The sequence below is a fragment of the Thiosocius teredinicola genome, assembly GCF_002009425.1.
Classification (GTDB): domain Bacteria; phylum Pseudomonadota; class Gammaproteobacteria; order Chromatiales; family Chromatiaceae; genus Thiosocius; species Thiosocius teredinicola.
On record NZ_CP019936.1, the window covers coordinates 309,919 to 323,331 of the forward strand.

At 57.9% G+C, this 13,413-nt stretch carries 10 protein-coding genes; 6 read left to right on the forward strand and 4 right to left on the reverse strand.

Features of this window, described 5'->3' with window-relative positions:
• The first annotated feature begins 176 nt into the window (after positions 1–176).
• The 3 genes from B1781_RS01470 to B1781_RS01480 all read left to right on the forward strand — a co-directional run bounded on the left by B1781_RS01470 (position 177) and on the right by B1781_RS01480 (position 4,047).
• Entirely contained in the window at positions 177–1,343 is a 1,167-nt protein-coding gene (locus B1781_RS01470; protein WP_078117981.1) for a hypothetical protein, read from the forward strand.
• Between the two features lie 11 nt (positions 1,344–1,354).
• A complete protein-coding gene (locus B1781_RS01475) occupies positions 1,355–2,314 on the forward strand; it encodes a glycosyltransferase family 4 protein (RefSeq protein ID WP_164513206.1) in 960 nt (319 codons plus the stop codon).
• A 164-nt stretch (positions 2,315–2,478) separates the two neighbouring features.
• Positions 2,479–4,047 carry a hypothetical protein gene (locus B1781_RS01480; protein ID WP_125931818.1) on the forward strand — a complete coding sequence of 523 codons (1,569 nt, stop codon included), beginning with the start codon at positions 2,479–2,481 and terminating at the stop codon, positions 4,045–4,047.
• Between the two features lie 224 nt (positions 4,048–4,271).
• On the opposite strand, the gene B1781_RS01485 is transcribed toward B1781_RS01480, so the two are convergent.
• From B1781_RS01485 to B1781_RS01495, 3 genes are all read right to left on the reverse strand, one after another.
• Positions 4,272–5,714 carry a lipopolysaccharide biosynthesis protein gene (locus tag B1781_RS01485; protein WP_164513207.1) on the reverse strand — a complete coding sequence of 481 codons (1,443 nt, stop codon included), beginning with the start codon at positions 5,712–5,714 and terminating at the stop codon, positions 4,272–4,274.
• 816 nt (positions 5,715–6,530) lie between these two features.
• A complete protein-coding gene (locus tag B1781_RS01490; RefSeq protein WP_078117985.1) occupies positions 6,531–8,360 on the reverse strand; it encodes a response regulator in 1,830 nt (609 codons plus the stop codon).
• Between the two features lie 275 nt (positions 8,361–8,635).
• Complete coding sequence (locus B1781_RS01495) at positions 8,636–10,426, reverse strand: ATP-binding protein (RefSeq protein ID WP_164513208.1); 1,791 nt, start codon at positions 10,424–10,426, stop codon at positions 8,636–8,638.
• A 191-nt stretch (positions 10,427–10,617) separates the two neighbouring features.
• Between B1781_RS01495 and B1781_RS01500 the strand changes: the two genes are divergently transcribed.
• From B1781_RS01500 to mtgA, 3 genes are all read left to right on the forward strand, one after another.
• Complete coding sequence (locus B1781_RS01500; RefSeq protein ID WP_078117987.1) at positions 10,618–11,784, forward strand: hydrogenase small subunit; 1,167 nt, start codon at positions 10,618–10,620, stop codon at positions 11,782–11,784.
• Positions 11,781–12,089: an EF-hand domain-containing protein gene (locus B1781_RS01505; protein ID WP_078117988.1), complete on the forward strand. Its 309-nt coding sequence runs from the start codon at positions 11,781–11,783 to the stop codon at positions 12,087–12,089. Before B1781_RS01500 ends, B1781_RS01505 begins: the two co-directional genes overlap by 4 nt.
• Positions 12,090–12,219: 130 nt before the next feature.
• Positions 12,220–12,900: a monofunctional biosynthetic peptidoglycan transglycosylase gene (mtgA, locus tag B1781_RS01510; RefSeq protein WP_334223845.1), complete on the forward strand. Its 681-nt coding sequence runs from the start codon at positions 12,220–12,222 to the stop codon at positions 12,898–12,900.
• Between the two features lie 69 nt (positions 12,901–12,969).
• Here the strand turns inward: mtgA and B1781_RS01515 are convergent, their stop codons facing one another.
• The gene (locus B1781_RS01515; RefSeq protein ID WP_078117990.1) at positions 12,970–13,392 is read right to left on the reverse strand and encodes a hypothetical protein; all 423 of its coding nucleotides are present in this window, start codon (positions 13,390–13,392) and stop codon (positions 12,970–12,972) included.
• Between the last annotated feature and the right edge of the window lie 21 nt (positions 13,393–13,413).

Below are 13,413 nucleotides of genomic sequence, written 5' to 3' on the forward strand. Positions count from 1 at the left end.
TAGATGACGTGACGCACGACAACCTCGGCAGGACGATGGCATCGGCGTCCCAGCCTGGCGGCTGACGGCAGCCGCCCGGGCTGTCGGAGTTCATCAGGTGAGAGACACCCCGCTGCGAGCCAACGAAAAGGTGGTTTATACTGCCGATCCCCTGTCGCAATCTTGACGTACGAGCGATGTTGATCGTCCACTTTTCGTTGACGCCTCTTGTTGGCGCGCCGATCCGCTTGTGTGAAGCGCTTGGTCGGCTGGACGGCGTAGAAGCACGTTTCGTCGTTCTCGATCCCAAAGGTTATGTAGACCAATCCCATCCGATCGATCTGGTGTGGGAGGACGACAAGGCGCTCGTCTCCGAGTTGGTCGAGCGAGCCGATATCCTGCACCTGCACAACTATATCTCGCTCGACAGCAAGGAGTTTGCGCCGCTCGATTTCTCGGCGCTGTGGGAAAGCGGCAAACCGATGGTGCGGCATTTTCACTCGACGCCGGATCTCGTCGCGAGAATGATGCGCTGTAACGTCTCTGACGTGTTTCGCTGCCCGATACCGAAATTGACGATTGCTCAGTATCCAGAACGTTTCTATCCAACGGCGCGCCTTGTCCCCAACATCGTGTTGCCTAACCAATACGGAATCGAGCGAAGCGTGCGTGAGGGCCCGATACGAATCGGCTACTCTCCCAGCAGCTTCCGTTCTGGTCGAATCTCCCGGTGGGATACCAAGGGTTATCCTGAAACGATCAGCATGTTGAGACGCCTGGAGAGGAAAGCGAAGGCGCGTGGCATATCGGTAGAGATCGACGTTATCGAGCAGGTAAGTCATCGTGAATGCCTGGCACGCAAATCCGAATGCGATATCGCTATCGACGATCTTGTTACCGGCAGTTATCACATGAGTACGTTGGAATCGCTCGAGCTTGGCAGCATGGTGCTCACCCATATGGATGACAGGGTGCAGAAAGCGGTAGCGGAAGTTTGTGGTCGAAACGATTTTCCCGCTGTGAACGTTCGACTGGAAGATGCCGAAGAGGTTCTGCTTTCCACCCTGGATCGTCCCGAAATGGTAAGGGAGATTGGGAAATACTCCGCGGAATGGATGGCGAAATACTGGTCGATGGACGAAATGGCAAGCCGTTTCCTGGTGATCTATCGCGACGTGCTCGCCAATCCCCGGCAGCCGTTCAGTCAACGGTTCGATCTGCAGTCGGCTGCCGGCAGGTTCCTCAATAACGAGATTCACGACGTGAACTGGCATGCCCGGCATGAGCGTTGGCCGAAGGAACCTCCATTGCTCTTGAAGAAGGCTCGCAATTTATTGCGGAAAATTGGTATTCATCGGGTGTGAGACGTTCGCTGGTGATTCATATCGTTCAACAATTTACCAATCCCCACGGCGGTACTGAGCTGAGAGCCATCAGTTTGTACAACATCCTGAAGCGGCACACGCAAGTCCGGCTGTGGTCTGAGTTCGATCCTGATCCCGGCTTGGCAGCTGACTGGCCCATCAGGCAGATACGGCCGAAGCGCCTCGCATTTCCGAAGTTCGGCACTTTCATTTTTTGCGGGGCTTGCTGGTACGTAGGTCGCTGGCTCGAAGTAACGTTTCCACGGCGTATTATCGTTCTGCACAACTATCCGCATCATTCCTATCAAGATTGGTTTCGACGCGCCAAGAGTCCGTGGATGCCTGAGATCGAATGGGTGTTTGCGAGTGAACAGATGCGAAAAGATGCGGCACTCGACGGCTTGGTTGAACCGTCACCGATCGATCTCGAACAATTTCGGCCGACTGGCACCCGAAAACGAAACCAGGAGTTTACGGTAGGGCGTTTGAGCCGAGATGTGTCAGAGAAGCATCATGCAGACGATTGCGACTTGTACATGCGCTTGGCGGAGGCGGGCGTCAAAGTACGCATTATGGGTGGGACGGTTTTGAGAGAGAAAATGCCGCCACATCCCATGATCGAGTTGCTCCCGGCCGGTGCGGAAGCGCCGGAAGAGTTTCTGTCGACCCTTGACTGTTTTCTCTATCGCACGCGCAGCGATTGGTTTGAAGCGTTCGGTCGGGTGGTCCTCGAAGCGATGGCCTGTGGTCTGCCCGTCGTGGCCGGCAACCGCGGAGGCTATGTCGAACGGATCGAGGATGGTCGAAACGGTTTCGTCTTCGAATCCAATGCTGAAGCGATCCAGAAGATCATGCGTCTCCGCGACGAGCAAGACGTATACGCGTCTATTTCAGCGAAGGCGCGAGAGACCGCGACTGAACTCTACGGCGAAGGGCTACCGCGCGATATCATCGATTTCTATCTACGCTAACAGCGGTTTGTATGCCCCAGATGAAATGGCCGGGCTGCGCTGCGTATTTGGTCCAGGATCCATTTAGCCAGATGTTCCGTGTCAAAGCCTTGGGGTCGGCATGCATGGCTGCAATAGAGAATCCAGTAATGTGTGGCTTGGGTGAATGCTGATAAGGAGCATTGATGTTCAACCTCCGACTTCCATCTTCAAATTCCGTCTGCTGCGAACTCTCCGTGCGCGAGATCTTCGCGTACTTTTTTGTGCCCGTTCTGCTTTACGCGGGTTTCGCAACCGACTTCACGTTTGATTTTTTTGCCCCCTACAAACACTGGCACGCGTACAACCACTATTTTCTTTCGCTAGCCGATGGTCGACTGGATGTTCCTGCTGCAGCCATCGGTAGGGAAGGGTCGTATTTGCATGGCAAGGCCTACATGTACTACGGGGTTCTGCCGGCATTCGTGCGTGTGTTCTTTTATCCTTTCGTTGATCTAACCCAGGTTCCCGTCTCCGCTTTTTCTGTCTGGTTCTTCTGTGTCATCGGCAATGTTGCGTTGCAGGCAGCCGTGTTGAGCTATGCAAGACAGAATAGAAAGCACCAGGCCGATAGAAATCATGTTGTGGCGCTGGTGCTCGTGAGTCTTCTGATTTGGTTCGGTTCTGCCACCTTCATTATTCTGCAGCGCCCGACCATGTATCACGAGCCCTATGCCGCTGCGCTCTGTCTTCTGAATATTTTCTTCGCTCTATTGATCAAGGATCGGTTCTTCTTAAAGGGCAATCACTCGACTTTGGCCTATGGCGTTCTCGCGGGATTGTGTGTGCACGCCCGCATGCCGACTGCGCTTGCTCTGTATGGCGCAACTGTCTTCTTGATCATCATCAGCGCGGCCTGCACAGTTGGCGCGTCTGGTTTCACAGCGGGTATCCGCAATTTCCCCGGCTTGGTCGTGGCCGCTGTTCGGCATCACTGGGCGACTTTCGCCGCGATGTTCCTGCTGGGCGTTTCGATTCTCATCATGAACTACGCGCGATATGAAGATGCCCTGGCGTTCTTGGGAGTGAACTACGGATTCGGGTTGGCTGGCGAGGGCTATTCCCCGAGGCGTTGCGGAATTTACGAAACGTCGGAGTTTTATCGGTTGGTGAGAATGATCCCCAACACAATCGTCTACACGATTGGCGGCTGGGATCTGCATGAGTATCTGACAAGAACCCTGCACACCGGGTATGGGCGAAAGGCTTTGCCGATAATCCCGACGCTGTTTCTATGGCTGGCGCCTACGCTGGCAATCCTGGCGAGTTTTTATGTTCTTGTCACAAAACGCGTGACTCAACGTGCCCAGCTCCTTCTCTTCTGGCTCATTGTTTCCGTTGGTGGTTATTTTCAGCTGTCATACCCGACTATTAACCATCGCTACATCGCGGAGCTATGGCCAATCTATCTCTTCGCAATCGTTCTTGTTTTTTCTACCAGGGTGGATGGTCGTGTGAAGTGGCCGGCGAGTTTCAATCTGGTCGCTGCCGTCCTCGTGGCGTTTACCCTGGCCTACAACCTTAAGGTCGCGTTCTTTAGCGAGTACCATTTCCGGACTGAGATCCCGGAAGCGGCATACTTTTCCGATGATCCGGAGAAAATCGCCTTTCTCGAGCAGCTTGATGACGAACAAATCAAGCGAATTCAGAAAGAGTTTGAACAAGGGAAAATTGAGGGCTGCACCAAACTGAAAGCGGAGCTGAATCTCGATTGACGAACCCGCAGTGTCCGCTCGAGGGCGGTCGGGTTTCTGCCAAGAGGGGCTGGAAGCTGCCCTTTTTCGAGATTGGAGTCGCCCCGGAGGTGATCGGCCCGACCGTCGCGCATTCGGCCAACGGGCGAATCTACGCATTGAGAAGTCCCGAAAAGGGGAGCCCACGTACTTCAGGTGCTGAACGAATCTGCGGACGGGTTGCCTGTGCCGTGCTGCTGCGTCGTTCAGGACCGACGAGCGCGTAGCTTGGACAGAATCAGCTTCATTTCAGAGAAGATGGGGTGTTTGATAGCGAGAGCCGTCCCTAGATAAGCGGCGGCAACGAGCAGCCCTGCAACGAACATGGTCAAGTGCTGACCAAGGACACTCGGCAGGAGAGTTGCCGCGAGTTGCGCGACCGCAAAGGTGCTCAACCCCAGCACAAAACTTTTCTTGATGGCGTTTGATGTATCGGTGAACGCTATACCTGCCAATCGCTTCATCAGAACCTGATGCGTCAGCCCGGATACGCAGGTAAGCAGTGGCCAAGAGATCGCGATTGCGATCAACCCGAATGGTGCGAGCAAAATGATGCTGGCCACTTTGATCGGCAGGTTGACTCCCTGCGCGATGAGCCAGGCCGAAGGTTTACCTGCGGCGTGGTAGAGGGGGGAGCAAACGTTGTAGATGGAGGTGATCCCGGCTGCTGCACAGAAATAGGGGACGAGTTCGGCGCTTTGCCCCCACTGATCACCGAACAGCAGCAATACGATTTCGTCGCTGAACACGGCAGCAAACACATAGATCGGCCAAGTGACGCCCGTGGTGAGCTCGACGACCTTGGTATAAGCCGTTCGGGGATGCTGATTGTCGCGCTTAAGCTCAGACAGCCAAGGCAGTAGAACGGGGTTGAGCGCATTGCCGAGCGCTCTACTGACAAACTGCGTGAGAGAGATCGCGCGATTGAAAAATCCGACAGACTCGAGGCTGAGCAGTTTGCCCAGGAGCATGTCGCTTGCATTGGCATTCAACTCGCCGAGTATGTTGGACAATGTCGAGATGGCACCGAAAGATGCAATTTCTTTGGCATTTCGCAGTGCAGGGAGCAGCGGCATGTCGCTCGGCCTGAGCCGTATCGAAAGCAGGAACGTGACGGTCGTTGCCGCCACTGCACCCCAAGCGAGACCGGCAGGCCCGAGTCCTGCAACAATCAAGCTGATCGATGTGCCGATTGCCACAATGGCGCTCAATACCCTGATAACGGCCAGTGCGCGGAATCGCATATCACGGCGAGCGATCGTCAATGTGATCGAACCGAGCGGCGTGATAAAGAAGTTGATTGCCAGGATCACCAGCACTTCGCCCACGCGTTCGTCGCCGTAGAATGTGGCGATGGCATCCGCAGAGAGAAGGATGATCATGCCAAGCAATACGGCCGCGATGATCACCAGCCCGTAGCCGGTTCGAATGATTTCGTTGGTGAGTTTCTCAACCTGAATCAGGTAGTTGGATACCCCAAAGTCCCGCAGCACGTTCGCCAGGCCGATAAACACCGCTGCAATGGAGTAGATACCCAGTTCTTCCGGCGTAAGTAGCCGGGCGATGATCAGTGTCGACGCGAACTGGAGAACGGTCACCGTGTTGGCGCCGAGAAAACTGTATGCCAGGGATGAACGAACGGAAGTCACTTGGCCGCCTACACTCGGTATTCCTTGCGGAGGGTACGATCAAACCCATTGCGGACACAAAGCGTTCGCCTTGCAGCCACGGCAATCCATGCATGCGTTCGCGAACGGTCGCGCGCCCATCTATTAGAGAGGTGTCCTAGGGTGATCTCGTAGCCCAGATCGTCACGCCCCATGGTCCGGCGCATCGGCGTGTTCACTGCGACAACGATGAACTGTGGAAGGGAGAGCAGAGCACTGGCGCATTTCGTTGAGAGTCCCCGATGGGGATTCGTACCTTCCCACCCCAAGTCGGTGGATTGGGTCGGGCAGTATAACCACCGTCATGGAAGCATACAATAATGGCCACCGTGCCGTGTGAGGCTGCACAACCCGTTTGATGTGACCAACAGTACGCCGGTATCAGGTGCGGGGTTCCGACCCTGCGGGAAGCTGCTGATGAAGCGCAGCAGGAACACATCCGCCACCAAGCGCCGTTTGAACCGAGCGATAGTTTTCAGGGTGCGCAGCGACGGTTGTCGGCGGGAGTGCCGGCCGATCCGGCTTTGCTCACAATCTGAAGCCACCGACCAAAGCCGATGAAGTGTTCCCGGTAGCGTCGCTTCAATCGTAGGCGCCGCGATCCGATTTGAGGTTGACGCGTTCTGAGTCGTCGCCGTTGCTGTCAGACCGGCTCAAGCCGTTGGCCCGACGCCAGGCGATGTCGTTGCTTTGCCGCAAGCCGGATAACCAAGCGCTTCTTCATCGGTCGTGTCCTCAAGAGGCCAGGCGGACTGAGCCAAGGCGGATCAGCGCCGTGAACGATCTGGTCGAAGACGATTAGTGCAGGCGCTGGTCCGGCGGTGTCTCGTTGTCGGGCATGACATTGCGCTGTAGGGCGTCGCTGATCTGCTCCAGCGTGAACGGTTTGGTGACGAAGTCGCTCATGCCTACCTGCCGCGTACGGACCCGGTTGTCGTCGTCTGCATGTGCTGTCAGCGCAATAATCGGTATCTGGCGCTCGAACCCTTGGTTGCGCTCGTGTGCACGGATACGTCGCGTGGCCTCGTAGCCATCCATGCCCGGCATCTCGCAGTCCATGAACACGACGTCAAATTCACCGTTGGTGAAGCGCTCAACACAGGCTTGGCCGTCAGCGACCAGTGTGCATGCGCAATTGAGCACCTCCATGATGGCCTTGACGACGAACTGGTTGACCGGGTTGTCTTCGGCGATCAATACGCGAATCCGACGGTTGGCGAATATCGCCGGCGTGTGTTTGTGCAGCGGTGTAGGTTCTTCTTGTGGGATTGGTGCTGAAGGCATCGCGACAGTGAAGGCGAACTGGCTGCCTTCGTTCTGTGTGCTTTCGACTTCGATCGAACCGCCCATCTTGCGTACCAGGTCTTGCGACACCGCCAGGCCCAGCCCGGAGCCGCCGTACTGCCGCGTGGTTGAGCCATCTGCCTGCTCGAAGGCCCTGAAGATGCGTTTCTTGGCATCGGCGGCGATGCCGATGCCTGAATCGGTCACCGCATAGCGGCAGTGAACCGACGAATAGGGCCCCATATGCTGTTCGAGCTCGATGACGATAACGCCGCGCTCGGTGAACTTGATCGCGTTCGACAGCAGGTTCAGCAGCACCTGCGTTACGCGCATGGAGTCGCCGAGCACCCAAACGCCGGTTGTGTCGTCGATACGGGTTTCGAGAATCAGACCTTTCGCTGAAGCCGCATCCTGCATCAGCAGCGCTGCATCGCGCACCGGTTGTGCCGGATCCATGGGTAGCGATTCGAGTTGCAGCTTGCCGGCCTGCAGTTTCGAAAAATCCAGAATCTCGTTGATGCGTTGTAACAACAGATCGGCAGACTTCGACATGATGTCGAGATACATCGAACGCTTATCCGGATCGTTTGCCTGGGCCAGCATATCGATGGTGCTGATCAATCCGTTCAGCGGTGTACGTAGTTCATGGCTGACCTTGGCAACGAACTGGCTTTTTGCACGGTCGGCACTTTCAGCGCTCTTGCGTGCCGCCTCGAGCTCTGACGCGCGCCGCTTGAGCAAGCGGGTGCTGCGCACGGCCGCCCAGTAACCGAAGTTGAGGTTGTGGCCGACAGAAAGCAGAAAGACGATCTTCGCCGCCAGCAGCATGCCCATGACCATCGCGTTATTGTCGCCCGTCAGCCAGAACGCGATCATGCCGGGGATGAGCGCAACGAGAATGTAGGTGCGCTGCAACGGCGGGTGGGTGCTGAGCGTGATCGTGCCGCCGGCAACGATACCCGCCGAAGCGAAGCTCAACAGCATCGTCGGCCAGCTCGCGTGATAGTGCCAGATCAAAAAGGTGTATAGCGTGCTCCAGGTGCCGACCTGGATCAGGACGGCGGAGTAATACACCGCTGCCCAGACGCGGGCGCCCCAGGCGGTATAGGCGCGGTCGAACAACAGGCCCAGGCTGAAACGAAAAGCGCCGATCAGGGCCAGTGCGCCCAGTCCGCTCCAGGTCAGGATCGGCCAGTCGACGACGACCGGTGTAAACAGAACCACGACCGCCCATACGGCGGCGTACAGCATGCTGCCGGTCAGGCCCTGGCGGGCCAGATCACGGTGCGCCTGTTTGAAATCTTCCGCTTCCAGCGTTACTGCGGGTAATTGTCGATTGAACATGAGTAGCCGGTGGTCGTTCGATCTTGCAGAACGCCGTCAATCATCGCAGAAAATGCGACAAATCACCGCTTCCCCTGGATCCAGGTGCGGATTCGCTCGCAAGATATCCCGCCTGGCCGGGCTAACACAGCTGCTGCCAGCCGAGTGCGGGGCCTAATCAGTGCCGCCAGGTGCCGTGGGCCTACGCTATCCCCGGCAGGTGAGGGGAAGCAGGTGCAGTGCCTGTTGTCGGTGAAGGCTGATGATCTGGGAACGCGCAGCGCGCTGTGCGGTGATCAGGCGATCGCCTGCATCGGCCCGTCGGTGCGCAGTGTACGCTCCAAAGCGGCGCTGAGCTCTTCGAGCGTAAACGGTTTGGTGACGAAATCGTTCATCCCGACTTCGCTGGTCTTGCGCCGATTGGTTTCGTCCGCATGCGCGGTCAACGCGATAATCGGTATTGGCACGCGATTGTCGGAGCGTTCAAGTGACCGGATGCGTCGGGTCGCCTCGTAGCCATCCATGACCGGCATCTCGCAGTCCATCAGAACGACGTCGTACGATTCGTTTTGCACGCGCTCGACGCACGCCTGACCGTCCGCAACGATCGTGAAGGCGCAGTCGAGTGTCTCCATCAGGTCCTCAATGATGAACTGGTTGATCGAGTTGTCTTCTGCAATCAATACCCGCAGGCGTGGCGCAGTCTTGATTTCGGTTCCGCCGTCTTCGGCAATTGTGCGGGTTTCGTTGTGCATCTCGGCAACAGGCAGCAGCAATGTGAAGCTGAAACAGCTGCCTTCGCCGGGTGTGCTTTCGACCTCGATCAGGCCGCCCATCTTCTGCACCAGGTCTTGAGAAACCGCCAGACCCAATCCTGTACCCCCATACTGCCTGGTGGTCGAACTATCGGCCTGTTCGAACGATCGGAAGATGCGGTCTTTTGCATCGGGCGCGATGCCGATACCGGTGTCGGTAACGGTGAACCGGCAGGATACGCTGCCGTTCTCTATTTCGCCCTGCTGGAAAGCGACGACGATGGTGCCCTGCTGGGTAAACTTGATCGCGTTGGATATCAGGTTCAACAGGACTTGGGTGAGGCGCATCTCGTCGATGCTCACCCATGCGTGATCGGGCCGACTGATGTCGACCTGGATCTCGAGCCCCTTGTCGGCAGCCGCATCCTGCATCAGCGCTACGGCATCGGCCACGGCGGCGCTGGGATCGGCGGCGACCGGTTCGAGTTCCAGCTTGCCGGCCTGCATCTTGGAGAAGTCGAGGATCTCGTTGATGCGTTGCAGCAGCATGTCGGCCGACTTCGACATGATCGACAGGTACTTGGTGCGCTTGGCCGGGTCGTCCGTTCGACCCATCATGCCGATCGTACTGATCAGGCCGTTGAGCGGCGTACGCAATTCATGGCTTACCTTGGCGACGAACTGCCCTTTGGCGCGATCTGCACTCTCCGCCTTCTCGCGGGCGACCAGCAGTTCTTCTGCGCGTCGCTTGAGCAGGCGCGTGCTGCGCATGCTGTCCCAATAGCCGCGATCGAGCTTTTTGCCGATCGAGACCAGAAAGAAGATATACACCGCAACCAAGAACCCGAGCATCATCAAGTTATCGTTGCCGCTCGCCAAACCCGCCACAGCGGTCGGCACCAACGCCGCGAAGATATAACCGCGCTGCAGCTTCGGGTGGGTGCTGAGCGCAACTACGCCTCCGGCGATGACGCCTGCGCTGGCGAAGCTGATCATCATGGCAGGCCAACCGAGTTCGAACTGCCAGATCAGAAAGCACGACAGGCCGCCCAGAGTGGCAGCCTGCACCAGCACCACCGTGTAGTAGGTAGCGGCCCAACGCTGTGTATCGCGAAAGTAGGTGTTGTCGAACCAGAACCCGAGCGAGAACCGTAGGGTGCCGGTGATCACGAAGATGCCGAGCCCTAACCAGGTAATGTTGGGCCAGGTTGTCGCGACGGGCGTTGTCGTGGTGACCAGCAACCAGATAAGCGCGTACAGGAAACTGCCCGGCAGACCCTGTTGACCGAGGTCGCGGTGGGCGTGTGCATAGTCTTCGGCTTCTAATGTCACATCTGCAGGTTGTTGATGCGGCATGGTCAAGACGCGGTTGCTGAATTCTTGAACGTATCGGCTGATAGGCAGGGAAAGTTAGTGCGGGCGGGCCGTGAAACGCTATGAATTGACCTGGAACAACGGCCGTTCTTGACGTGGCGCGACTTTGCTTCACATTCTGGGAAGCGGAGTTTTTTTGGTGCAGCGCGATGCATGCCCATGGAGATTTTTATTCGTATCTGCGTACCCGGGGGGTCAGCCGTCGCGGGTTCCTGAAGTATTGCGCCGGGCTGGTCAGCCTGCTCGCACTGCCGGGCAGCGCGACCGGACGGATCGCCGAAGCGCTGGCGGGGCGCCGCACGCCGCTGGTCTGGTTGTCACTGCAGGCGTGTACCGGGTGTACCGAGTCGCTGCTGCGCTCCTACGCGCCATCCGTCGATACCCTGATCCTTGACTATTTCTCGCTCGACTATCACCACACCTTACAGGCGGCAGCCGGTGACGCGGCCGAAGCCGCACGTTCGGCTGCGCTGACGGATGGGGGTTATCTGCTGGTTGTCGATGGGTCGGTTTCCAGTGGGCAACACCTGAACTGCTCGACGATCGCCGGTAGATCGGGCATGGAGGTGTTGGCGGAAACGGTGGAGCAGGCGGCCGCGGTGATCGCCGTCGGTTCGTGCGCGGCGTTCGGCGGGTTACCTGCCGCAAACCCCAACCCCACAACCGCACTTGCGGTCGAACAACTGATGGCGCAGGGCAGTATCCCGCGTCGCCCTCTGGTCAATGTGCCGGGTTGTCCACCGTTGCCGGAGGCGATCACCGGCACTTTGGCGCACTTCATCGCATTCGGTCGTCTGCCCGCGCTGGACGCGTTGGCGCGTCCATTGTCGATCTATGGCCGCACCTTGCACGACCGTTGTTCCCGCATTCACTTTTTCTACGCGGGCCAATTCGCCGAATCGTTTGACGATGAGGGCGCCCGAAAAGGTTGGTGCTTGTACAAGCTGGGGTGCAGGGGGCCGACCACGCACAATGCCTGTATGACCCAGAAGTGGAACGGAGGCACGAGTTCGCCGGTGGACGCAGGACACCCGTGTATCGGTTGCTCGGAACCCGACTTCTGGGATGCCGGCGGATTCTATCGGCAAAAACTGTCTACCGGCCCCGGTGTTTCGACGACCGAGGAGGCATCTCGCGGGCGGGCACTGTTCGATGATCAATGCGTTTATTGCCATGAGCCCGACGCAACCGATCTGAGCGTCGAGCCGACCGAACTGCGGGCGACCTATGAACGACGCGGCGGACGTGCGCATCGCGCCGAGCTCAGCGACGAGGAGTGGTCCGACCTGATGAAATTTCTGGAGACAACCCGATGAGGTGGGTAAGACACGTCATCTACATCGTTCTGCTTGCCGCTGCGGTCACCGTCAACAGCGCACCAAGCGATGCGCCGAATGCGGAAGTCTTTTCGCGGCATGACGAGAACCGCGACGGATTTGTCGATCGGCGCGAGTACTATCGATTTCACCAACGTATGCGGCGGCATCAGGCACGCAACCGTCGGTCGTTTCATGTGTACGACTTCGATGACATCGATGTCGATCGCAATGGCTTGATCGATCGCGATGAGTTGCTGCAACGACTGCACCGGCGCCCGCGGCGCGGCGATCTGAGTCGTTAGTCCACGACGATTCTGTGTTGTCGATCAGAGAACCCCGGCTGTGATGTCGGCCTTCGCTCAGCGATAATGACGACTCAGTCCTGCTTTCCGATTATGTATGGCAAAACGCGCAAAACCTCGTCGGACGTTCATGCAACGATTGCGACGTCTGCTCGGCATCTTGCTGTTGATCGCAATCGCCGGTTCCGTCGGCGTCGTGTTGCTGTTTCGCTGGGTCGATCCACCGTATTCCGCGGTTATGTTATGGCGCTACGCCAGCGAGGGTGGACCGCAGCACCAGGTATGGGTTCCGTTGAGCGAGATCCACCCGGGCATGGCGCTGGCGGTTGTTGCAGCGGAAGATCAGCGTTTTCCCGTGCATTGGGGATTCGATACGGACGAAATACTCGCAGCGGTTCAGGATCACCTCGATGGTGGCAAGTTGCGCGGTGCCAGCACGATTTCGCAACAGGTCGCACGCAACCTTTTCCTGTGGCAGGGGCGCAGCTTTGTCCGTAAGGGGCTGGAGGTGTACTTCACCGGACTGATCGAAGCGATGTGGCCAAAGCAACGCATACTCGAGATGTATCTGAACTTCGCAGAGTTGGGCGAGCGCACCTTCGGCGTTGCCGCTGCGAGTGACCATTACTTCGACGTTGATCCCGGGCGGCTGACTGACCGGCAGGCGGCGTTGCTTGCCGCGGTACTGCCAAACCCGATCCGCTATCGCGCCGATCGGCCATCGGATTACGTGCGACAAAGACAGGCCTGGATTCTCAGGCAGATGCGCAACCTCGGTGGCCCCGGTTATCTGGGCGAGATGCTTGATTGATGCGGCTAATCTCGAAGTCGACCAGTGCCGGCTGCGCTGCAGCCGGCACTGTGTCGGACTTAGCGGGATTTACGAATCCCATTTGTCACCGTGGGGCTGAGAGGCTACGTCTTCCAGCTTCTGCTGCTCCCGGTAGTCGCGCGCTACGCGGTCCCAGTCAGTGTCTGCCGGAAACTGGGCGTAGTAGCCGCTATTGGCCGTGGCTTCCGGGCTGCCGCGCTGAATCTCGTAGAGGCTGATCCGGCTCGGGCCGCTCTTGATGATCGTGCCGCGGAAATCGTTCGGTGCAGCGCCGTCAACATTGGCTTCAACGATCAGGCGATTCAACGAAGGCGTGAAATCGCTTTTCTCCACCGGTGCGAACGTCAGGTGCTCGGTATCGGCAAACGGTACGTACTCGGTTGAACCGATCTGCTGCTGGTAAGCGAACGGTTGAGCGAACGCGGTGGTCGTGGCAAGCGCGAACAGGCCTGCGGTAATCAGAGTTTTCATTGCTTAGGTCTCCTCAAGCGA

Coding starts and splice junctions, on each gene's coding strand:
- B1781_RS01480 (WP_125931818.1), top strand. CDS start 2,479: ATGTTCAACCTCCGACTTCCATCTTCAAATTCCGTCTGCTGCGAACTC.
- mtgA (WP_334223845.1), top strand. CDS start 12,220: ATGCAACGATTGCGACGTCTGCTCGGCATCTTGCTGTTGATCGCAATC.
- B1781_RS01500 (WP_078117987.1), top strand. CDS start 10,618: ATGCATGCCCATGGAGATTTTTATTCGTATCTGCGTACCCGGGGGGTC.
- B1781_RS01515 (WP_078117990.1), bottom strand. CDS start 13,392: ATGAAAACTCTGATTACCGCAGGCCTGTTCGCGCTTGCCACGACCACC.
- B1781_RS01490 (WP_078117985.1), bottom strand. CDS start 8,360: ATGTTCAATCGACAATTACCCGCAGTAACGCTGGAAGCGGAAGATTTC.
- B1781_RS01505 (WP_078117988.1), top strand. CDS start 11,781: ATGAGGTGGGTAAGACACGTCATCTACATCGTTCTGCTTGCCGCTGCG.
- B1781_RS01470 (WP_078117981.1), top strand. CDS start 177: ATGTTGATCGTCCACTTTTCGTTGACGCCTCTTGTTGGCGCGCCGATC.